The organism is Fibrobacter sp. (assembly GCF_045131395.1).
Taxonomy (GTDB): domain Bacteria; phylum Fibrobacterota; class Fibrobacteria; order Fibrobacterales; family Fibrobacteraceae; genus Fibrobacter.
Map to the genome: position 1 here is coordinate 419,626 of NZ_JBGUQY010000024.1, position 22,789 is coordinate 442,414.

Consider the following 22,789-nt stretch of genomic DNA (forward strand, 5'->3'; position numbering starts at 1 on the left):
TTTTATACAGAACCATCTGCTATTCTAAATATTTCCTGAAAAGACGTTAGCCATCTCTTTTGCGTACCGATCTGTCATACCAGAAACGAAATCTATAACCTGGACAAGCCCTTTCTCCTTTTTTTCAACGCGATCATTCATATTCATTAGTTGAAAGATTTTCTTCGACTGATTAGATATATCATCATATTTTTTTGCTTCAGCAAAATCTTTAAAAGCAAAAAGCCAATTATCAAGAATCGTATTTATAATATTATAACACGCAGATTCGGCCTTCACCTTATTCCGATCTATGAAAACATTATCTCTCGCATATTTTTTCATATTGCTAATCAATTTTAGGACAGGATTCCCTTCATTCATCGCAATAAGATCTTTAAACAAACCGACATTATCCTTATACTTTTTCGTCGCAACATTTCCACTCATTACATACGAATATTTGTCTTTAAATGCCTTCGCCACAGCATCAACAGCACTTTCAATCAACAAACCCCTTTCCTTTCGGATAAACTCTAATGGGTTATTTTTAGAGAACTCTTTTTGCTTACCCACTTTTGCAACTGCTTTAAGTTCCTTAATATTAGCCGCTATTTCTGCCGTATCACCAACTATTCCCATCTCATAAGCATCATCGACATCCATTATACCATAACAAATGTCATCCGCGGCTTCCATAATGTACGACAAAGGATGTCTTGAAAAGCCACTCTCATGTTTCAAGCCCAATTTTTCAAATATGCTTTTAAAAGTCTCTTCTTCATTTTTAAAACATCCTCCCTTCTTTTTCATTTCATCACAAACCCAAGGATATTTAACAAACGAGGCTAGCGTTGAACTGCTTAAGTTTTTTTCTCCAAAATATTCCAAAGTCTGAAAAATATGGAAATTCTGCGCATTTCCATCATATGAAGAATACGATTTAATATATTCAGCATTTATTTCACATTTTTTTAACTCGTCAGTATTTCTCTTAACCCAAGAAGCAATCGCATCTTCACCAACATGCCCAAACGGAGGATTTCCCATATCATGAGCTAGCCCCGCAGCCATAACAATATTTATGCAATCATTTTCAAACTGTTCTTTTTTGTAAGGATGATCAATAAAATTCATTTCGAAAATTTTTTGCATTATTGATCGACCCACAATGGAAACTTCCATACTGTGGCTCAATCTCGTATGAACATGATCGCTTTGGGCAAAAGGATGAACTTGCGTTTTTCCCGCTAATCGACGAAAACATTGTGAAAAAACAATCTTATCGTAATCTTTCTGATAACTATTACGTTTATCTTTATCACTTTTGGGAACAAGCTTTTTCCATTCTAAAGCAATTTTTTCCGCCATATAAATACCTCTTTTACGAATTAATATCGATTTTGTTTTGTTCCACCATACAGTTGTTCATAAATAGCAAGGGCATAATCATCGGTCATACCCGCTACGTAATCAATAACGGTTCTAACCAAAGCTTTTTTAACTGAGCAATCGTTATTATGCACCTGAGCATCCAACTTTTTTCTCCAATCCCCAATATTGTCAGCTTTATCTTTATTTCGCTGAAGAACCAGATTCATCGCCTTTTCAGACATTTCACCACTACTTGCAGCATCAAGATTCATGAACAACAAAATTATCGCATTGTCAGGCATCTGTTGCGGATTAGTCAAATAAGCTTCCACGATTTTTTTTATCACATAGGCCGCTTTTCCATCATTTTTTTGCGCCTGATAACTAAGAAGGATTCTTTTGCTGAAATAATCATTTTGCAGCTTCGCATCAGCCTCATAGAGCACTTCAGACATCATTTTCTTTTCAAAGTCTTTCTTCGAAACTATAAAACCGTTCCAAATTTCCTTTTTATGAGCATAAAATTCTTTTCCATCGTCATTCCCTGACAAATAATCTTGTATGATTGTTCCAAACAATTTTTTTGTATTAGAAACCACTTCACATACATAAAAATTAACAATAGACCTAGCCAACAATTCAAAATAAAACTCCGGGCATGTTTCTTTCGAAGCTTCTTTTAACAAATCATTCAATTTTTCCACATTTTTTCCAGGAACCATGGAATATGTCTTCTTCAAATGTTTGATTAAATTTTTCCTTTCCAATATTCCTGTAATTAAGCCGTCTTCAATATCATGATGTCTTTGAGCAATTTCATCAGCAATCGAGACCACAATAGCCTCAAAAGACCAATATTTTTCATCGGGCAACAGTTCACCATATTTTTTTTCATAAAACGGGACTCGCGAATCCTTATATTTCAGATTACTATGGTTGAGGAATCCCCATAGAGTTTCTTTCGTCAGATTTAGCCCCGCATACAAGCGATTATGAAACTCTAAATTACAGGCAACACGAACAGACTGCCAATTATGCTTAAAGCCATGACTATCTTGCTCATGGCAATATCCCTTTTCCGCCAAAATAATTTTTCCACAAGAAATATCATGCAGAATACGTTCTCCAACATGCCCAAACGGGGTATGCCCCAAATCATGCCCAAGAGCAATTGCCTCCGTAAGCATTTCATTCAAGCCCAACGCCTTAGATATCGTACGAGCAATTTGCGAAACTTCCAATGTATGAGACAAACGATTTCGAACGTGATCATCGTATCCCGCAATAAAAACCTGTGTCTTTCCACGTAAACGACGAAAAGCCTTAGAATACAAGATTCGGTCACGATCAACTTGATAATTATCCCTAACAGCAGATGCCGGGGAATCTGCTCTACAAAATCTCGTTGCTCTGCTTGGTTGAGCAGCAAAACATTTATAATCCATAATAATCTACCTCATTTAAGTTCATCTAAAAAATCAAGTGACATTGTATCATCAGCCTTTTTGTCATCCACTCTACTTTTCCTAGCCACATCCTCTAAATACTCTCCATATTTAGACTTTCCATACTTTTGAGCAATTTTAAGCAAGTCTGTTTGACTAATCCAACCTTTTTGAAATGCAATTTCGTCTGGTGACGCAATCATCGCACCATTGTTTTGAGACAATCTCACCTGTTCAGAAGCCTTAAAAAGACCTTCAAAAGAACCAGCATCATTCCATTCAAATTCTTCTTTTTTTAGTGGGATCGCTTTAAGAGCTTTTTCTTCAACATATTTTTTATTCAAATCAGTGATTTCTAATTCACCACGTGCACTAGGCGTCAATGTTTTCGCATAATCACAAGCTTTTGAATCATAAAAATAGAGTCCAATAACAGCCTCATTTGAAACATACTTCGTCGGTTTTTCAACAAGTTTAGATACAATTCCCGTTTTTTCATTATACACTGCAACACCAAAATCCGCAGGAGTATCCACTTGTCGACAAAAAACAGTCACAAACCCTTCCTCAACATTTTTTACAGCCTTTTTAAGTTTACCTTCCAATTCTTCTCCCCACAAAATATTATCACCCAAAATTAAGGCACAAGGCTCTTTATTAACAAATTCTTCACCTATTATGAAAGCTTGTGCCAATCCATTCGCTTCCTTTTGAATCTTATATTTGATATGGATGCCAAATCTCGCCCCATCACCTAAAAGTTCTTCAAATGAAGGTGTAAATTCAGGCGTAGAAATCAATAAAATATCCTTAATGCCGGCAAGCATCAAAACCGACAAAGGATAATAAATCATCGGCTTGTCATAAATAGGCAGAATTTGCTTCGATAGTACATCTGTGACAGGTCTAATCCTTGTAGCCTTGCCACCAGCCAAAATAATGCCTTTCATAATAGTCCTATTTCAAACAACTTATATTTTCTTGGCAGAAAAATATATTATTTTGCTCAAAACGGGCCTAAATCGCAAACAAATTCAGATTAGCAACAAAGTAAAAACATTATTATCATAAAAAAAACAGCTTTTAGAGCCGTCATACAACATCCGCGTGGTTTAAGCCAACCAAAATCCTCATAAATTGAGCTATTACCCCAACTAAACTCATTTCTTTCCGTTTTTTTTCAGATCACTCGGTTCTATCGATTCTTCTTAAAATTCTCGGCTTGTTCAAAGATTTCGACGTAAACTTCATCGCGTTCCACAGGCGGGTAGCCGAATTCATCCAAAACAATAATCAAATCGACTTTTAATGCGGACTTGATGTCGTCACGCTTATCCCAATCGGGGAAAGCAGCCTGGTTATCAACAATTTTCTTAACTTCCTTGGAGAGCGCAATCAGCTTATCTTCGGGATAAGTAAAGTGATACTTGATGCAGAGATTTTTCAGGATATCGTAGAAAGCGGTTTCTTCAAAACTGAGACCACGGTCTTCGCCATCCTTAAAGGCGGCGCGGACCTTCATAATCATTTCAGTAAGCGATTCCGCGATTTCCTCGTAAACTTCGCCCTTTAAGACATCCTGTTCGGTGCGGTTGTTGTAGCTTTCGACAAGCCGCTGCATCTGGGCGGTAAAATCAATTCCCTTGACCTTGTTTACCTTGCGAATCTGTGCAATCGCCTTTTGCAACAAGCGCTGGAGCAGCTTGATTTTCGTATTCGGCAGCTTGATACGGTTGATATGCTCAAGATACGATTCATCAAAAATATTCTGTGTTGCAGATTCAGCCTCGTCACTATTCAACGACGTCACATCTTCAACACCTTCGCTTTCCAGCGCAGCGGCAATCATTTCACGCACCGCAGCATTCATCTGCGCCACATCGGGTGCATCGCCCTTCGTGAGCTTGAATATGATGGAGCGAATAGCAAAATAGAAATGGGCGCGGTCACGTTCTTTCTGCGTGAGATCCTCGTTGCCAACGCAAATATCATAAGCGGCTTTTAAACGCCTGGAAAGCCCCATAAATCGGGCTTCATTTTCCTTTGTCTTTTGAACGTATTCTTGAGCATTCTTCAAGCATTCAAGCTTACAAAGTTCCGGCTTGTCGCCAGTCGGTTTAAAATACCCAGAATCGTCAAAGCCGTGCATCAAGCGGTCAAGTAAATCCAAGTGGTCCCGGAATTCCTTGAGCGCAGTGGAAATATCTTCCACATTCTGTTCAGAACCGGCGCCGTACTGCTTGAGCGCCATATTCATCTTTTTCTTGATGCCGATATAGTCAACGACAATTCCCTTATCCTTCCCTTCGAAGGTGCGGTTCACGCGGGAAATTGTCTGAATCAAGGAATGCTGTTGAATAGGCTTGTCAATGTAGATGGCATCAAGGCAGGGAACGTCGAAGCCGGTGAGCCACATGTCCACCACAATCGCAATCTTGAAGTTGGATTTTTCCTGCTTGAAAAGGCGGTCCAGCTCCTTGCGGTCTTCCTTGGTGCCAAGCAAGTCATATAGAGTCTTATCATCGTCCTTGCCACGAGTCATGACCATCTTGATGCGTTCAACTGGTTTCAGCTCACGCTTTTCCTTGTCGGTCAGTTCCTCTTGCAAGTCCTGTTCGTCGGCTACACGCGCCACACCCCAATCAGGGCGAAGTTCCAAGATATTCTTGTACAGCGCATAGGCAATTTGGCGGTTATAGCACACAAACATCGCCTTGCCACGCACCGTCGACTTTTCCTGAACACGGGTTTCGTAATGGGCAACAAAATCAGCTGCGACAGCCTTCAAGCGATCCGGGTCACCAAGAATCGATTCCATCTTGGCAACATCCTTCTTGCTCTGATCAATCTGATAATCGCTAGCGCCTTTTTCGGCGGCCTCGTCATAATACCTTTCAATTTCGGCGAGCACAGAATTGTTCAGCACCACCTTGGCAGCACGACCTTCGTAAACAATGGGCACCGTAATGCCATCATTCACGGATTCCGTCATCGTATAGACATCAACTTCTTTACCGAACACATCAAGCGTTGCATCAATCGGAGTTCCCGTAAAGCCCACGTAGGTCGCATTGGGCAGGGAATCGTGCAGATAGCGGGCAAAACCATAAGAAGTCTTGACTCCTTTATCCGTCACCACCACTTTCTGGTCCAAATTCGTCTGGGTGCGGTGAGCCTCGTCCGAAATACAGACCACATTGTTCCTGTCCGTCAAAAGTTCAATATCTTCGCTGAACTTCTGTATGGTCGTCAGGAAAACGCCACCACTCTTGCGACCCTGCAGTTTGGCGCGCAGGTCAGCACGGCTTTCCACGCTCTGCACCATCTCGTCGCCAATAAACTTTTTCGAAGCCAGGAACAAGCCAGAAAGTTGATCATCCAAATCCGTTCGGTCGGTAATCAAAACAATTGTCGGGCTTCCGAAATTCTTTGAACGCATCAGCAAGCGTGTCAAGAAAAGCATGGTAAAGCTTTTGCCGCAACCGGTCGCACCAAAATACGTACCGCCCTTGCCATCGCCACCAGGGCGACGCACCTTGCTGATATTCTGGAACAGAGCACGAGCCGCATAATACTGCGGATAACGGCACAGCACCTTGAGTTCCTTCTTGCTCGAATCTGGGAAATACATGAAGTTGCGCAGAATATCCAAAAAACGCTTACGGTTGAACATTCCCGCCATCATCGTGTAAAGGGTATCAAAACCGCCCTGCACCTCACCGCGGTCCATACCGATACGACGCCACGCATAGTAATAATCGTAAGACGCAAAGAAACTGCCCGCCCTGTTATTCACGCCATCGCTAATGACACAGAATGCGTTATAGGCGAACAAGTGCGGAATATCGCGGCGGTAACGGATCGTAAGCTGCTCATAGGCGTTGTGAACAGTCGCCTCTTCGCGAACAGCACTCTTGAATTCAAAAACGACCATCGGAAGGCCATTCACAAAAAGGATTCCATCGGGAATGCGCTTTTCGGAGCCCTCGATTTCAAACTGGTTTACAAACTTGATAATGTTGCAATCCGCATGATAGCGAACATAGTTGTCGGCAGCATCAAGTTGAGCATCTTCCGTGAGCAACGCACTTGTGTCAGCACCACCCTCCACCGGGCGGAAGTCAACCAAGTCTATCAGCAAGTCCTTCGCATTTGCATCATCACGCTTGAGCATGTAGCCGTTACCTAGCATTTCGCAAAAACGCCTGTTGCTCTCGTAAAGGTCGCCACTGGGCAAACTGCGCAACATCAACACCAAGCGAGAAATTTCGCTTTCGGTAATGCCTTCGGAATCATAGCGGGAATGCAGATAGGCCCTCAGGTCGCTTTCGATAATCACATCGTCGTTGGATTTACGCGGGACCTGTTCCCCAGGCACATAGGAATACCCCTCCTGAACCAGGAGGTCCTTGATCGCCTTTTCTAAATCCGCTTCCTTGAAGGCCATGCCATAAAGATAAATTTATCAAGCATAAAAAGGCCGATTATATGTTAAAAAAGGCAATGAACATCCATTTAGCCCCCAAAAAGTGGGAATTACGCCTTATTTCAAAATTTCCCACCGTCCATTCTTTCGAGCCCCAATGCGAACTATGTATGTTTTTTCCCGTAGAGATTTCAAAGTTCTATTAACCGTCGGTTCGGAATAACCAGATTCTCGCATAAGAAGGGGAACTGTAATGGATGGATTCCGCTTTATTTCTGCATATATCAGCGTTTCTGTTTCCGTGAGTTTTATCCTATCACTTATCCTATCATTTATCCTATCATTTATCCTATCACCCAACTGCGGTTGCCCTTTAAAATAGAACGAAGTCCGCATGAAATGATCCGTGAAAGAGAACGCCGTTTCATCATAGGAACGCAGAATACGCCGCATACCGCTCCCAAGCTGCTCGACCATATCTAAATCATGGAAAATACGCATAAGTTCGCGATTGCGCGGCATCGAACAACAGTTGAAGAAATCTTCCCTTGAAAGGCCATCCACCAAACCACCGTAGTTCGTTATTTCCATCCGGTCAGAAAAAATCTCAAACAAGGGCGGGACCTCTTTCGTGTAATCATTGTGAACGACAGCGTTGACAACCGCCTCTCGCAAGGCTACTGGATCAACAAGGGGCTTTTCGATACGCTCCATAGGGGTAATCTTGGCATGAGTAATATTCGCCACTTGCAATCGCATAAGCACCGACTTTACAGCCTTTATAATGCTACAATAACCAAATTCCTCGTTTTCAATAAGATCATACTTGTCCGAGCCTTTGTACCGCGCCACCTTTACAGAAACACCGTTTTCATCTGAGAGGAGATAAGCATTGTAGTTGTATTTTCCGTCGGGAGTAAGCAATTCCAGAGTCTTGGCAAATTGACTATTCAAGGGCTTGTGGCTCTCTTCGTAGTAGATTTTTAGCTGGCTAAACGTCAAGTCTTGCCGCGGGGCAGGGATTCTAGCAAGAGAAACCTTTGCACGAGAAGCGAATGTCTCTAGAATTATCTTTTCGCTCATTCCATGGACTGAGCTACCCACGCGCACAAAGCAACCTTCGGGAGTCATGCCGGCCTTTTTCAAATAATACGGCTTTTCGGATCCTCCGGAAATCGCCACATGAACGATATTTTTGTCATCTTTTTCCTCCGCAACGACATCAAAGAGCCCTATCGCATTCGGTTTGATATTGTTCAAGATCCGATCTGCTACTTGACGCTGGACACGGTCCGTATCTTTTACTCCATATACGGAACCATCGTCATTGATTCCAACATAGATGTGCCCGCCGGTAGAATTCAAAAAAGCGATTACAGAACGTTCGAAGGTTTCGGACAATTCACGCTTGTATTCCACAAAATGATTTTCTTTGTTCATTACGCCTCCGTCGGGTTGTTGAGGCGTCCCCTTATTCCGAAATTCCAGAATAAAAAAAGACGCATTTCTCCATTAAACGCAGAGAAACACGTCGGGCATTAATGTATCTAATATTCAAAAAGTTGGCAAGGGGCTTAAGGAAATTTTACACAACGAAACATTGCAGAACCATCCCCAATATAATACACAAAACTGCGACAGCTTGTCGCAGTTTTAAGCATGATTCACCAAAGTCTACCAAAAGTGCAACAAGTTGTTGCACTTTTACACCAGTCAAAAAAGAACTAGTAAAGGCGACAGATCATCTTGAAATAGCTCTTGTCAATCGAAACTAATTCATCCGTTTCGAGGAAGTCTTATTCAAGCAAAAGGTACTGCTTCCAGAAAAATTTGGAGAAGGATTGGGTAATCATTCTTCTCGTTCTCTTATACATTCAATCCCATTATTACTCCACTTATAAGCTCGTCTAATAGCTTTCAATCCACTTTTGCCATTTTCCGAATATATCTTTTCACGATATACATTCATTAGCAAAGCATTATCGTCACCTAAAAGATTAATTAAGGAATCTTTTGCAATGAATAGTCCCGATTTATCCTGGAAACAAATTAACTGCCCTGCTAAATTAAACCATCCAGAATTGCCATCCCAACGCAACTTAAGAGATTCAATTAACTTCTTTGAAGGGAACTTTATTGATCCAGCAAGTTTCTCTTTTTCATTTTCATCTAAATCAGAATAACTACAGTCATATTCCCACTCGGTACCCCGTAAAAATTCAAATGACGTTTTGCATAATTCTTCAAAACGAGAATTGCACTCAGAAATTTCATTACATTCTACTTTTTCATAATACGATCTCGCAATGGGATATTCACCTAAATAAAGTTGATATTCGTTAGAATCTCCTTGCATAGGAGCACCCGATATAAAATAATCCAAATCATCTTTAGAAAGAGATTCTATATACTCTTTTGTCGATAAATAGGCGACAACTAACATACAGGAATCTTTATAGTTATAATCACTATCTTGACTGCGAAGTTTTTCATCTTTATATAGATGTAACGGAATCCAAGAATTGCCTTTTTCATCTTTCAACTCGCCAATTACAGAATCCGCATCAAAAAAATCACTTTCACCATTCAGCCACTCTTCATTAGTCTCTTTTGATTTAAAAGAGGGAATACTCCAAATAAGAGATGGATATTTATGTTCACAATTATAACGAATATCCGTCAAATCAATTTGTCTCAAGTCCAAACTATAAAGTCTAGGCTCCGTTGGCTCCGGAGAATCATCCCAAGATTTCTTTTTGCGCTGAACTGTATTTTGCAATAAACCAACCAAGCGACGTAATAGAATCCAATAATATTTTTTACTCAATCGTTCAGCATATACAGCTCGCATACGATCAAAACCATAATCGTTCAATGTTTGAGTATCGTATATCCAGCATTTAGACTTATCTCCAGGATATCCAAGTTTACTCAATTCTACAACAAACCATTTGTAAACATCATCATACGAAATGTCTTTTGATTCGAGATCAAAGTCATCTATTTTATTCACCAAAACGTAACATTGAAAATCCGTATACCAATGTCCTACAAAATTGATATGTCTAGACGCGAATTCTTCTTTTTGAACAAGCAATTGATAAACATTTTCATCAACTTTTTCAAAATGTTTATTTGGCCACTTTGATACAAGAACTTCAAATTCATCCTTTGAAATAAAATTTGAATCTAACATATAAGCAAATTCAATTATCAATCTACAAGCATCATGGATAATTACATTTTCGTATTTCCCCATGAAATTCATAGAAATAATTTTTCGTGCGCAATCAATAGCATAATTTACATTGCGAGATAATAAAACAGATGCATAAACGGATTCAATAATTCTTTCCGTAATATACTCATCATCTATATCTTCAAAATGATTCAGCATTTCTGCTGATAGACGTAAATTTGTTAACAGAATTCGCACCAAAGCCTTACTACTTTTATCGCGAATTCTTCTATCTGGATGTGCTAAAAACCAACATAGCGTTTTCGCCCACAAGAACAGCGAATCATCGCTATACTGGCGCAAATTTTCCTGATTCAAGGCAAGATCAATTATTTTAAAAACAGATTTATTTTCTTCGTACCCATTTCTAAACACGAAAGAAAAAACTGGGTCTCTATTGCATACTTCTCGTGAAAATAAAAATGTTTCTTCAAAAAAATTAATGTTTAATGGATTATCTGGAATTGTAGCCACACTCAAACAAGATAGCCAGGTATCTTCACAATGTCCAGCATCTTTTACAAGACCTCCTATAATTTCTTTAGTGTGTCTAGTCAAAGATTCATTTGAACGCCAAGACAAACTTCTTACAAAAGGAAGGAACCACAAATCTTTTTCTGTTTCAGAAAAACAATCGCACAACTCTTTATTCTTTTCTTCGGGAAGTAAGATGGCCAACATTTCTAATGTTCCCGCATTTCGCTCAAGCCATTCACTATTATTTAGCGCAAAGCCCAATTGTTTCTCATCACAAAGTAGTTTCTGTGCAACAAAATAATCAGCCATTCGGTCATAGGAAAAACGTACGATTTTTTTTGAATCGTAATTATAAAAAGACAATAACCCTTCTTTTTCCATTTGAGAAAAAAGAGATTGCGCGAACGCATCGGTCTTATGCAATTTCTTTGCAATATCTTTAGCCCGTCCTCGTTCAACAAATCTCTTTTGAGTGATCGTCATTTCTTCAGCAAGGGCATCCAAATACATTCGGACCCAATCATCGTCTGGGTCAAGATCGCAAGCATCTGCTATCAACCTTGTCTTTTTGTCTATATAACGCTGATATACAGTTTTTAGTCCAATCTTTCCCTTTGGAAAATCTGCAAAAGATTCATTTTTAAAGCTTTCGCAAAAAAGGCGCAAGAATAGCGGATTTCCAAATTCCTGATTAAACAATGGATATATGGGTTCATTCAATTTATAATGTTTAAAGAAAGCCCTTATTGCTTTTTGTTCTTGTCCCCAAAAACCATTATGCTCAACAACTATATACTTATCTTCTTCCCTAAAAACATCGCTCCAGTATGTATCTCGGCACGTTACACACAGCTTTAAATGTGGATAGCTAGAAATCTGGTTTATCAATGGAGCAAGCCATTTTTTCCATTTTTTTCGTTCGCCAGACTCATTTAGGGCATCAATAAATATAACAGAAGTCTTGCCTAGATTTTCAGCGCATGCATCTAAAGAACCGAAAAGTTCTTCCCTGGAAATTGTAGCAGACAGCCCCAATTTATTTAAAATAACACGCCATGGTTCGTCATTATTAAAATCATCACCATAGAATATATAATGAGCACAATCCTTATTTTGCTCAACATAATCAATAACACAGAAAGTTTTTCCAATACCTGCAGGTCCCTTAATAGCCAAGAAATTAGAATAAGAAACTCTAAAGGAGTCTCCATCCATCCAATACAAAAGACTACTTAAAAACGTCTTAAATTCTCTAATTTTATCCAATTTTGCAGCAGGGAAATCACACATATATTGCGCTTGAAATTGGCGAAATCTCTCATTATCTACAAATTTGTCACCAAATTTATTCTTTAGAATTTGAAGTTGCTCTTGTTCGCCTTTTTCTAAAACAGGAAACAATTCTTGACAGGACTTCACTAAATTTTTGCAACTTTCTTCAACATTCTTTCGATTTACTAAATTTTTCAGCAAATCAATAATAAGACAAATAGATTGGCATACACATTTACAAGATTCACCCAAGGCTTCTTGAAAATATGAATCCTCTAAAAAATCTTTCTGAATAGTTCGAATTCTATCATTACATTGTTTGTTTAGGAATTCAACATTTGTGAACGAATCCAAGGTATTCATCAAAGGAACGCCAACATTCAAATCTGGGGTATATTTTTCCCCCGCTTGGGACTTTGCATCTCGAATATGATTAAGACGCTGTTCTCCAGTTAAAATATTTTCATCAAACCAATATCTTTGCAACCCTTTAGAAGCATCAACTTCCTGCAAGATATCGCATAAAATGCTTTTGGACCACAACTCAATTTTTATAGAATATAATTCTTCACTTTTTGATTTCCATTCATCAAATCTTTGTGTTTGGCTCTTTCGCTTTCCTGCAGACACATTACCAGTTAAATCAAATGGAATCGCAACATAATAAGTTTTCAATTTCGGATGTTTCTCCAAAGCGGTCTTTAAAGAATCATCCAATTGTGATTTCTGTGATGAACCAAATTCATTATTCTCCCAAAATTTTGCCTGAACACCAATTTCACTATTATCAGGACATATAAAGATAGCCTCTACACCACCATCCCCCCCATCACCGCGATAACATTGATATTCACCTAACTGCTCAAATTTTTTATGGAATAGCGAGCAAACAAGACTTTCAAAAGAGTCTCTTTGACCTTTCGATGTTTTTCTGATTTTGTAAAAATCAACTTCCATTTTATTTTCCTTTTTCCATAAAATATTTAATATTTTGTGTCAAATTATAATATTCATTAGCAGCAGAATTTTTTATCATCTCTTGCATCACACTTTGTGGAATATCTTTTCTATGGCTGTTCCAAAACATCACAGCCTCTTTAAAGTCATTAGAACGTTTCAACATTTTATCCAACCTACCCAAAATATTATAAAACAGAAGAGGATTTAAAAACAAGATATCATTGCAGCAAAGTAATTTCGAAACAAATCTAACAAAGCGTTCATATTTTAAAATTTCACCATTTCCCAAATATTTCTGATTCCAAATATTTTCTAAGTAATCTATCAAATTTTTGCTAATAACATACAATACATCGCTTGATAATTTTTTTAGCTCGATATTTAAATCTTTCAACCTTACATCAGAATTTTCCATTTCATCAATCTTATGTAATATTGATTCAAGTTCACTCTTCATAGAATCTTTTACTCTACTTACTTCTTCTGCCAATTGACTCAAAAAAAACGGAACGCTTCTATATTTTAGAGTATATATGTTCATTTTCTCATCAAATTGAACATCGTCTTCATCTAAATCTTTTGTATTTCCATCAAAATCTAACAAAACCATTATTTTATCATTTTGTTCTTTTAAATCATTATCAGAGTTTACACAAAATGTTTTAGATTGTTCAATTGCGGTTCGAACATTTATATCACCCAAGCTATAACCAATAAATAGTACGGATGATTCCGCCAAAATCATCGACAATTTTAGTTGTCTATAATCATTGATTTTCATAGCCTGAGCATAATCTTTTTCTGATATAACAATATTTTCAGGATCTTTGACATGACCATGCATATGAAAAACAGGAACAATTCCTTTATGAATAGAAAACGGACTTTTAGGACCAATAGTTTCAGGATTCTCCAAAAGTTGCTCAAGAATTAAATCGTAATTTGTTGTAATAGCCCATTGAGGTTTTATTATTGCAAATGCATCTTTGACGAGAGACAAATTTGATTTTTGAGATTTTCGTCGTTCAAATTCTTTTTTGTCGGAATTATCATTCCATTTGTCATCTGCATTTATAGAACATTTACCAACAACGACATTTACAACTGTAGTCCTTCCATTTTTGCCTAAATCTTGTTCAATGGATTCAACAACCTGTGGAAAAGATTTCCCAATAAATTTTTTCGGATTATTTTTTATATCATTTTCGAAATTACGAGACCCACCACAATTGTATAGAGTTTCCACTAATTCTTTAAAATTACACATTTTATTGTTCATGGACATAGAAAAACCCGTACCAACGAACAAACCTAGATTTTCATTAGCCGCCCTAACAGCCAGCTCATGAATAAGTTGTTTTCGCGTTGATATCACAGCCATTCTACACACTCTTCAGAAAAGGGAGACTCATCTTCTTTTGCTATTCTACTAAACCCGAGTGCAAGCCTCAATGAACATTCTTCCAAATGGAGTTACACTATAAAAACTTCTAGTTAGCATCGCGTCTCTATATTTTGACGGAACATTTTGTTTTCCAATCTGATTGATTCTATGAAGTTCCATAATTTCAGCATAAAGGGGCTCATTGACCTTTTCTTTCGGAAAAGAATCCTTCAAAATGCCCATGCTTTCCAAATTTGATAAATACGCTAATTCGTTTTGGGGGTATTGCAATGTAACATATTTTTGAATGGCTGTCACATGTTTAAGTATTGGAGTGTATGCATCAGCAAGAACTCCATCAAAATCACAATATAGAATGTCATCCGATTTTTGCATGGCATTCAATATACGAGCCTCATCCGAAGACAACCGTTCTATCATTGAGACGAAAGAAGGATGCGCTAAATTAGCCCGATCTTCATTAGAGGCATTTGTGAGCAAATTGGTAAACAATCTTGCAATTTCTTCATTCGTAGTATAAGTCAATTTATCTAGAATTGGTGTTCCGAGTTCAGGAGCAACGGTAGTTCTCTTTTCTTCTGGAATTGATTCTATTTTTTCCTTATACTCGTTCATTCTTTTTGCAAAAAGAAGTTTGGCTTTTTCATTAACCAATTTTAAAGGAAGTAATATCGTAGAAGACAACTCCAATACAGTTCCAAGGGCTTGACCAACGGCTTTTACTCCAGGTTGAGCCAAATCCGTATATAGCTGTGGAAGAATTGTCTTTGCACAATCTGTCAATACATTTTCTATTTCAGAAGGAATATCACTCATTTTGGCATTATCCTTCACATATCCTTACAAATATCTTGGAAATTCAGCGGACATCCTACTCTTATCAAACATTCAACTATTTGAAGGTAGGCTAGGCCGCAATTATTGATTATCATCCTGGAATATGGGGCTTTTTTCGTAAACCTTTTCCGAATAGTATTAAATAAAAACAAAGCGTCAAACCAATTTACGTTTTGATTGTTTACATTGGAATTGACTGTTTTTTGAATTAAGGATGCCAAAAGGTACATAAAACACATCGTTTCTTCTAAATAAAGAACCCTACATTGATAAAGAGCAGCATGAATACCAATTTTTTCTTTTGTGGTTTCTCCATTTATTTTTATTTTATCAAAAAAACTTTGGTACTTGTTTGTGAAATACGCTTCCGCGCCATCGTACCAAATATTCTTTGAAATATAGCTTTCATCGGAAACATTCCATCCATTTTGTGAACCTGATAGATCATAAAAATAATTGGGAGAAAGTGCGCCAACAAAATTTCCTTTTGTAGAGTTACATCTCTTGCATGCTACATGCCAATTTCTAACATCATTAACAACAAATCTCGAATATGTTGCTTTATTCATATTAAATGGTATCGGATTGGGATGCCTAGGATAAAAATGTTCAACTTCAAAGTAATCAGCGCTGTTAATAGGGCTTTCGCAATAGCAACATTTAAATCCATAAATTCTGGCTAAATGTGTTTTTGCTTTATTATCGGTATACTTTAATTTTCTACCTCTGACTCTTTTATTCAACAAGCTATCTTCTGTCACTCGTTCAATATAACGCATAGGTACCTCAATAAAGATTTTTTAATTCCTCTATTTCTTTGTAAAATTTTTCCACTGAAATAAATTTATCTACTGAGATGTCTTTATTTAGCGCATTCCATTTTTCAATTACTGGACTATATGCAAAAAATTCAGCTGAAATGTCATTTATATCCTCGTAAACATTTTTCGCATTTTCAATAATAAGATTACGAGGATTTTTATTATTGCGATAAACCAATTTAATTATATAATATGAAGTATACTTTGAGAGTCCTTGAACAAGATATGGCGAATGGGTTATCATATTTAATTGATAATTTTCTGGCATTTTACGCATTAAGGATTCTTGTATTCTTATATGATGCGCATTTTCTGGTTCATCAAGAAAAAAAAGTACTTCACCTGTCCTATAAATATTTCTCAAACAGGCTAAATAAATATCATATTTTTTTCCTGAATTCAAATAATTAAAATCTATATTGTCTATTAAAAGCCGAATATTTACATGAAAACCCTTTCTTTGCATAAAACGTAAAAGAAACAAATCAACTAAAGTAAAATCACTCATGGTAAACGCGAGTGAAGGAAATTTTTCCTGTTTAAATTTTTCATCTTGTATAAATAAATTCATACATTTAAAAAGAAAACAAGATCTTATCTCATCAATTAAAGCTTTATATTTATCTTTATACGAAATATCATTTGGAGCATATGGTTCTATTTTCATGTTATAAAAATGAAAAAGAATTTCTCCATATTCTTTTATTTCAGAGTATTGGCTTAAAAAAGAATTTGAAAAATCTTGCAAATCAGAACGATATAATATTTTTTCCCATTCTTTTTCCACATCAAAAAAAGCAGCATAAGACTTGTTCAAAAACAATTCAAAAGAAACACTTCCTATATCATTAAGCATATTTTTATTTTGAGATAATAAGAACAAATAATCAATATCTTTACAGGTCGCTGAAGACGCTGCCTGAGAGAAAAAAGAAATGTTGTTAGGAAACTGACTGTTAGAGTAATATAAAATTTTATGCGTTTCAAAGTAATTTTGAGCTTTGGGAGATATTTTAATACAATAGAATCTTTTTTCTGTTGACGGAAGGTGCATTTTAACACCCTCAATGTCAAAAATCTCGTTTTTTCTTTGTGCAAGTAAATATTTCGGAGTATAACTCGTTTCAACACATATTATTTCTCTCTCTCTTGGTCTGTCATTTTCCCAACATACATAACCAATCTCTAAATCTGCTAGAATTTGGACAACATGATTAAGGTTGGGATTCTTTTCAATAGGATTCCTATTTCTTTGATGATAAATAAAGGCTACATAGCAAATAATTTGAGCATATAAAGATTTGCCAACTCCATTTTCTCCTAAGAAAATACAGGGAATATGCTCATTATCTTCATATTTCAAATCAAAATCATAGTCATCTCCATTCCATATTTCTCCATCAATAGTTATAGAATCAAATAATTTTGACGTTCTTGCATAAAATTTCATAAAAACCCTATCAGTAAACTTTGTATATATTTGAATTTATTTTAATAAATGCTTATTCCCTTTTGTCGAAATCTCTGAGAGAACACAAAAAAAAATTACTATACTTCATTTAAACATATCCTTTTTTCTTGTTGGTCAAAAATATAAGCGTTTTTTTTGGGGGGGGAAGGACATTCTTTTGTAAAAAAATGGAATGCCTATATTTTTTCCATAATTAGTTTCAAAGTTCTTTTAACATAATTCTTCAGTTCCGTATTACTAATAGGCTCCTCCATAAATGACGGATTACTGTGATGATATACTTTTGAGAAATCATTTATTTCACGAATTTCATCTAAAGAATTTTTCAATCGATAAAAAGGAGATCCATTTGTTGATTCTTTTATTTTCTTTATAAAATCACCCAACCATTCTGTTTGATTTACATATTGATAGAATTTCAAGCGAATGATTCCTTCAATACTTGGGCGGATACACCTTGCGATTTCTCTCATTTCCGTTTGACTTTTCGCTCCTTTTGTCAAGTATTCATTAAGGACCTTAATGTCCTTAGTGATTCCCGTCATAGTTGCATCCTCAATATCATATTCCTGAAAAACAGAACCGTTTATCGTCTCTGTCAATTGTAAACTTAACTTCTCCTGTTCACATTTTTTATAAAAATCTCGAGCAAAATATTGATCATGCGTCAACAAAAGCATTTGATTAATTCTTGAAGACAACGAAACAAGTTTATTTATTGTAGCAAGTTTACGATATTGATCGAAACTCGTAAACGGATCATCTATTACAATAAAGAAATCCTTCAAGTTAGGAATCATATCCAATTTGGCCAAAAAGAATGATAACGATAGAGCATTTTTGTCACCTTCGCTTAAAGAATACTTTAAAGAGTATCGATCGTAATCCTTCGTATTAATAATTTGTCCGTTTATTTTTATACTATAAAGTATTTTTCCTTCAATTAAAGTCAATGACATTATTTCAATACTATCAGAAAAACAACTTAAATACAAATTTATTTTTTCGCGAAACGAATCCCGTTGTTGCATTGTTATTTCATTCCGTTCTCGTTCTTTTTGTTTTATAATACGATCTAAATCAGAAATACCTTGAGTCATCGCAATATATCGTTTATCGACTTCATATTTCCACCCCTTCTGCTTCGCAATTCTTCTAAAATTTTTTCTTTTATCCGCTAATTTACCTCGTTCTCTTTTCTTTGAATCAAGGTCTTCTGCAATTTTTTGTATTTCCTCTTTTTTTTGCAATTCAAAAAAATATAAACTGCCGAATTCTTTTTTTAATGTAATTAGATATATATTATCTTCTATATAAAAATTGTCAAAAACAACAATATTTTCCACAATGTAATCCCAAGAACCATTACAAAACTTAATAAGTCGACCACCTTCTAGCCTAAGTCTTATGTTGGGCGATTTTTCCGAAGAAAAACTTTTTTTCTTATTTACTAATTCCGGATCTTCCTTCAAAGAACGAAACATAACAGAAAGGCTAGTCTTTCCACTGCCATTTGGAGCATACACAACATTGACTTTTCTCAAAGCCCCACCCCAATTGGGCGATCCAATACATTGATTACTAAATTTTCCATAATTTTCTATTTTTTCAATTCTTTGGAACATTATTCTATCTCCTATTTAATAATTAGGTCAATTAAATCATTACTCTAAATTTATAACACATATTTCTTTTATATCGACGATATAATCCACGTTTAATCACTGCAATGCAAGTAGTAATTTATACAACTTACCCTTCGTAAGGGTATACTGACCTTGCTTTGTTTTTGATAAATTTTTTTCTAAATCCGTTTTAGAAAATACATACGCAGAAAACAGATTAGAATCATCTTGTTTATGTTTACTATTGGGACCTAAAATGACAATAAGTTTATCATACTTCAATGGATTGCCTATATCAATATTTTCTGTTTTTGACGAATCAGAATATTTAATCTGGTATTTAGTTCCATCAGCATCTACTGCATCAAAATCTGGATTATTTTGCCTTTCGACCAATTTTAAACCAGGATAAAATTGCAAAGCAAGAAATTCTCCTATATCTCCCGTTATATTTTTAGAACGAATAATTTCAAGTTGTTCTAATTCAGAAAGAGCTTCATAATATTTCTTTAAAACATCCTGACATTTTTTTTCAAGATTAATTACATGGTTCATTCCCAACCTCTTATTATTTCACACTCCCATTTTGGAGAGGAGAAGGGTTTGCATTTGGGTTAGGATTTGGTTTTGTTGGTTATAATTTTCCACACAATTTAGAATGGATTGAACTTTTTCACCAAAATCCACACACAATTCTTTAACAGGAATAACTATTTCAAATGGCTCCAAATTATTAATTGTTATTTGAGCCTGAGCTGTTCCAGAACGGAGAGACATCGTATCAGAATTCAACAAATGATAATACAAATAATATTTCATCTGTTCATCATTTGTAATAGCAGCAATAGCCAAATTTGATAAAAAGCACTTTGGCGGAGACATGCACACTTTTCCTGAACCAGCATCACCTCGCGCAATCACCACAATTTCAGATTTTTCCAAAATATATTCATCGGAGTATCCAGTTACGGCATAACCGCTAAAAACAGGATACGGATATTCATCGCTCTTCAAGTGTTTATCAGGCAACTTTCCATATTTAAAAGAACACACCTCCCCTAATGTTCCCATTCGCCAGCCTTCGGGGAGATTGTTGGGGTCGATGTTATCGACGAAGGTGTGACGGTAGAGGGTTTGGGCGGTTTGTTCGAGGGTGGCGATGAGTTTCTTGTTGGTGTCAATTCGCTTTGCTAAAAGACGGTTTGCATCAACAATTTTTTGCTGTACCTCAATTGAAGGCAGATCTATATCAAACTCAGATATTTGAGCAACCCGGCAATATTCTCTTGCAGAGCCAGAGCCAATATACTCGCAATGGCGAGCGAATTCATCTCTTTTTATATGTAGATTTAAAAACTCCGGCAATACAATACTTTGATCTTTTACATAAAAAACTTCATACAATGACGAGCATAAAGCTTTATCAAATTCAAGATTCAAAGCGATAGAATTCAGCTCCATTCGAGCAGGATTGAAAACAAAATCATTCCGATAAAAGACATTATAAATGCTTGTATCTGCGTCCTGTTGTTTCGGCTTGATAAAGCCTTCTCTTGACACACCTCTTATCGGCACATCAAAGCCTTCATTCTTTTCTCGTCGTTGGACGATTAAATCACCTAGCTTATATCTAGTCAATTTCATAGCCCAACTCTTTAAATAACTTTTTTAGTTCTTTCTTTGAGCGTTCTTCTTCCGCTAGTAAAATTTTCATTTCACCTTGCAATTCGCTCATCTTTGCATCAAAATCCAAAGTCTCGTCGCGGTTCTTAAATTCGATATACTTGCTCGGCACCAGGGACCAGTTTTTCGCTTCGATGTCAGCGAGTGTCGCAGTAGCACAGTATTCGGGTTCATCCTTGATTTTCTTTTCTTGCCACTTGTGGTAAGTGGAACTGATTTTCTCAATGTCGGCGGGACTGAATTGGATATACTTCTTTTCAAAGGGTTCGCCCATCTGGCGCAAGTCCATAAAGAACACTTCGTGGGTGCGATCACGATACTTGCGGATGGTGTCGCCCACGCGGTCTTCACGCTTTTTCTTGTTGTTGTTCAAAATCCAGAGTGTCACGCTAATACCCGTGGAATAGAACATATTTTGCGGCAAAATGCAAATGGCTTCGACCTTGTCGTTCTTGAGTAACTGCTTGCGGATTTCCTGTTCGTCGCCTTCGCCGCTGAGCGCGCCGTTACTGAGCAAGAATCCTGCCACACCGTTTACAGAAAGTTTCGAGGCTATGTTCAAAATCCAGCCGTAGTTTGCGTTGCTCGTAGGCGGCACGGTGTAGCCTTTCCAACGCGGGTCATCCAAGAGTTCGTTTTCTTCTCGCCAGGATTTCTGGTTAAAGGGCGGGTTCGCCATGATAAAATCCGCCTTCAAATCCTTGTGCTGGTCTTCGGCAAAGGTGTCGGCGGGTTTTGCGCCCAGGTTCCCCGTAATGCCACGAATGGCGAGGTTCATCTTCGCCAGTTTATACGTGGTGCCGGTGTATTCCTGACCGTAAATCGAGACCTCGCGCTTGTTGCCATGGTGAGCCTCGATAAACTTCATACTCTGCACGAACATACCGCCCGAACCGCAGCAGGGGTCGTAAATCTTGCCGCGATAGGGTTCAATCATTTCGGCAATCAGGCCGACAATCGTCTTGGGCGTATAGAATTCGCCCTTTCCCTTGCCTTCGGCGATGGCGAACTTGCCCAAGAAATATTCATAGACGCGGCCCACCACGTCTTGCTCCTTGTCCTTGAGCGTGTCGATGCCGTCAATTTCGCTGATGAGCGCCGAGAGTTTCGCGGTATCCAGCTGAAGCCTAGAGAAATAGTTGTCCGGTAGAGCCCCGCGCAAAGCCTTGTTCTTCTTTTCGATATTCGAAAGCGCGGTATCGATCAAGAGGGCGATTCCATTCTGACGGGCATTTTCGACAATGTAGCTCCAGCGGGAAGTCTCGTCCAAATAAAAGACATTATCCTTATTGTAAAAGTCCGGCATGTCCGCATACTTGCCCTTGCCTTCGGCAACGAGTTTCGCACGCTGTTCTTCGAACTTGTCGCTTGCAAACTTCAAGAATATGAGCGAGAGAACTACATGCTTGTATTCGGAGGGTTCAACGCTTCCGCGCAACTTGTTGGCGGATTCCCAAAGGGATGCTTCCACGGACTTTTCCGGGACGTTTTTCTTTTTTGCAGGCGCAGACTGCGCGGAATTCTTAGTTCTAGGCATACTGGAAATATATAATAAAAACGAGGAATTGATTATATATTCAATTATTTTGTCACAAAAATAGTAACGCAACAGCAATATATTTCTTCAGTTTTTTCCGCATAAACAACAGATGACATGCCAACTATAGTTTGCATGTTTTTTTATATCTAAAAGCGGGGCGTTGCGGGGCCGGCGTCTGAGGCCCCCCAGACGGGGTAGCGTCCTTCTGCGGCACCGCAGTGGGAGCGAGGGGGAAA

The 22,789-nt window shown here is 37.4% G+C and carries 14 protein-coding genes; all 14 read right to left on the reverse strand.

What is annotated here, in order from left to right; all coding sequences use genetic code 11:
* Window positions 1–24: 24 nt before the first annotated feature.
* Window positions 25–1,350 carry a dGTP triphosphohydrolase gene (gene dgt / locus ACJMNB_RS08420; protein ID WP_405341328.1) on the reverse strand — a complete coding sequence of 442 codons (1,326 nt, stop codon included), beginning with the start codon at window positions 1,348–1,350 and terminating at the stop codon, window positions 25–27.
* A gap of 20 nt (window positions 1,351–1,370) precedes the next feature.
* Window positions 1,371–2,798 (reverse strand): dGTP triphosphohydrolase, encoded by a 1,428-nt coding sequence (dgt, locus tag ACJMNB_RS08425; protein WP_405341331.1) that lies wholly within the window; start codon window positions 2,796–2,798, stop codon window positions 1,371–1,373.
* Between the two features lie 11 nt (window positions 2,799–2,809).
* Window positions 2,810–3,748: a sugar nucleotidyltransferase gene (locus ACJMNB_RS08430; protein ID WP_405341334.1), complete on the reverse strand. Its 939-nt coding sequence runs from the start codon at window positions 3,746–3,748 to the stop codon at window positions 2,810–2,812.
* Window positions 3,749–3,993: 245 nt separating this feature from the next.
* Window positions 3,994–7,245 (reverse strand): type I restriction endonuclease subunit R, encoded by a 3,252-nt coding sequence (locus tag ACJMNB_RS08435; protein WP_405341337.1) that lies wholly within the window; start codon window positions 7,243–7,245, stop codon window positions 3,994–3,996.
* Window positions 7,246–7,341: 96 nt separating this feature from the next.
* Entirely contained in the window at window positions 7,342–8,664 is a 1,323-nt protein-coding gene (locus tag ACJMNB_RS08440; protein WP_405341340.1) for an RNA-binding domain-containing protein, read from the reverse strand.
* 409 nt (window positions 8,665–9,073) lie between these two features.
* Window positions 9,074–13,168 carry an NACHT domain-containing protein gene (locus ACJMNB_RS08445; RefSeq protein WP_405341343.1) on the reverse strand — a complete coding sequence of 1,365 codons (4,095 nt, stop codon included), beginning with the start codon at window positions 13,166–13,168 and terminating at the stop codon, window positions 9,074–9,076.
* A gap of 1 nt (window position 13,169) precedes the next feature.
* On the reverse strand, window positions 13,170–14,552 hold the full coding sequence (locus ACJMNB_RS08450) for an SIR2 family NAD-dependent protein deacylase (RefSeq protein WP_405341346.1): 1,383 nt from the start codon (window positions 14,550–14,552) through the stop codon (window positions 13,170–13,172).
* 48 nt (window positions 14,553–14,600) lie between these two features.
* Entirely contained in the window at window positions 14,601–15,410 is an 810-nt protein-coding gene (locus tag ACJMNB_RS08455; RefSeq protein ID WP_405341349.1) for a DUF4393 domain-containing protein, read from the reverse strand.
* The gene (locus ACJMNB_RS08460; protein ID WP_405341352.1) at window positions 15,407–16,192 is read right to left on the reverse strand and encodes a hypothetical protein; all 786 of its coding nucleotides are present in this window, start codon (window positions 16,190–16,192) and stop codon (window positions 15,407–15,409) included. Before ACJMNB_RS08460 ends, ACJMNB_RS08455 begins: the two co-directional genes overlap by 4 nt.
* A 7-nt stretch (window positions 16,193–16,199) precedes the next feature.
* A complete protein-coding gene (locus ACJMNB_RS08465) occupies window positions 16,200–17,684 on the reverse strand; it encodes a hypothetical protein (protein ID WP_405341355.1) in 1,485 nt (494 codons plus the stop codon).
* A gap of 197 nt (window positions 17,685–17,881) precedes the next feature.
* Window positions 17,882–19,330, reverse strand: coding sequence for an AAA family ATPase (locus ACJMNB_RS08470; protein ID WP_405341358.1), 1,449 nt, complete (start codon window positions 19,328–19,330; stop codon window positions 17,882–17,884).
* A gap of 96 nt (window positions 19,331–19,426) precedes the next feature.
* A complete protein-coding gene (locus tag ACJMNB_RS08475; protein WP_405341361.1) occupies window positions 19,427–19,885 on the reverse strand; it encodes a DUF6998 domain-containing protein in 459 nt (152 codons plus the stop codon).
* Between the two features lie 18 nt (window positions 19,886–19,903).
* Window positions 19,904–20,974, reverse strand: a complete 1,071-nt coding sequence (locus ACJMNB_RS08480; RefSeq protein ID WP_405341364.1) for a restriction endonuclease subunit S — start codon at window positions 20,972–20,974, stop codon at window positions 19,904–19,906.
* Window positions 20,961–22,550, reverse strand: coding sequence for an N-6 DNA methylase (locus tag ACJMNB_RS08485; protein ID WP_405341367.1), 1,590 nt, complete (start codon window positions 22,548–22,550; stop codon window positions 20,961–20,963). The genes ACJMNB_RS08480 and ACJMNB_RS08485 overlap by 14 nt, the downstream gene beginning before the upstream one ends.
* Between the last annotated feature and the right edge of the window lie 239 nt (window positions 22,551–22,789).

Excerpts from the sequence above, each read along its gene's own strand:
- dgt (WP_405341328.1), bottom strand. The coding sequence starts at position 1,350 with ATGGCGGAAAAAATTGCTTTAGAATGGAAAAAGCTTGTTCCCAAAAGT.
- dgt (WP_405341331.1), bottom strand. The coding sequence starts at position 2,798 with ATGGATTATAAATGTTTTGCTGCTCAACCAAGCAGAGCAACGAGATTT.
- ACJMNB_RS08430 (WP_405341334.1), bottom strand. The coding sequence starts at position 3,748 with ATGAAAGGCATTATTTTGGCTGGTGGCAAGGCTACAAGGATTAGACCT.
- ACJMNB_RS08435 (WP_405341337.1), bottom strand. The coding sequence starts at position 7,245 with ATGGCCTTCAAGGAAGCGGATTTAGAAAAGGCGATCAAGGACCTCCTG.
- ACJMNB_RS08440 (WP_405341340.1), bottom strand. The coding sequence starts at position 8,664 with ATGAACAAAGAAAATCATTTTGTGGAATACAAGCGTGAATTGTCCGAA.
- ACJMNB_RS08445 (WP_405341343.1), bottom strand. The coding sequence starts at position 13,168 with ATGGAAGTTGATTTTTACAAAATCAGAAAAACATCGAAAGGTCAAAGA.
- ACJMNB_RS08450 (WP_405341346.1), bottom strand. The coding sequence starts at position 14,552 with ATGGCTGTGATATCAACGCGAAAACAACTTATTCATGAGCTGGCTGTT.
- ACJMNB_RS08460 (WP_405341352.1), bottom strand. The coding sequence starts at position 16,192 with ATGCGTTATATTGAACGAGTGACAGAAGATAGCTTGTTGAATAAAAGA.
- ACJMNB_RS08465 (WP_405341355.1), bottom strand. The coding sequence starts at position 17,684 with ATGAAATTTTATGCAAGAACGTCAAAATTATTTGATTCTATAACTATT.
- ACJMNB_RS08470 (WP_405341358.1), bottom strand. The coding sequence starts at position 19,330 with ATGTTCCAAAGAATTGAAAAAATAGAAAATTATGGAAAATTTAGTAAT.
- ACJMNB_RS08475 (WP_405341361.1), bottom strand. The coding sequence starts at position 19,885 with ATGAACCATGTAATTAATCTTGAAAAAAAATGTCAGGATGTTTTAAAG.
- ACJMNB_RS08480 (WP_405341364.1), bottom strand. The coding sequence starts at position 20,974 with ATGAAATTGACTAGATATAAGCTAGGTGATTTAATCGTCCAACGACGA.
- ACJMNB_RS08485 (WP_405341367.1), bottom strand. The coding sequence starts at position 22,550 with ATGCCTAGAACTAAGAATTCCGCGCAGTCTGCGCCTGCAAAAAAGAAA.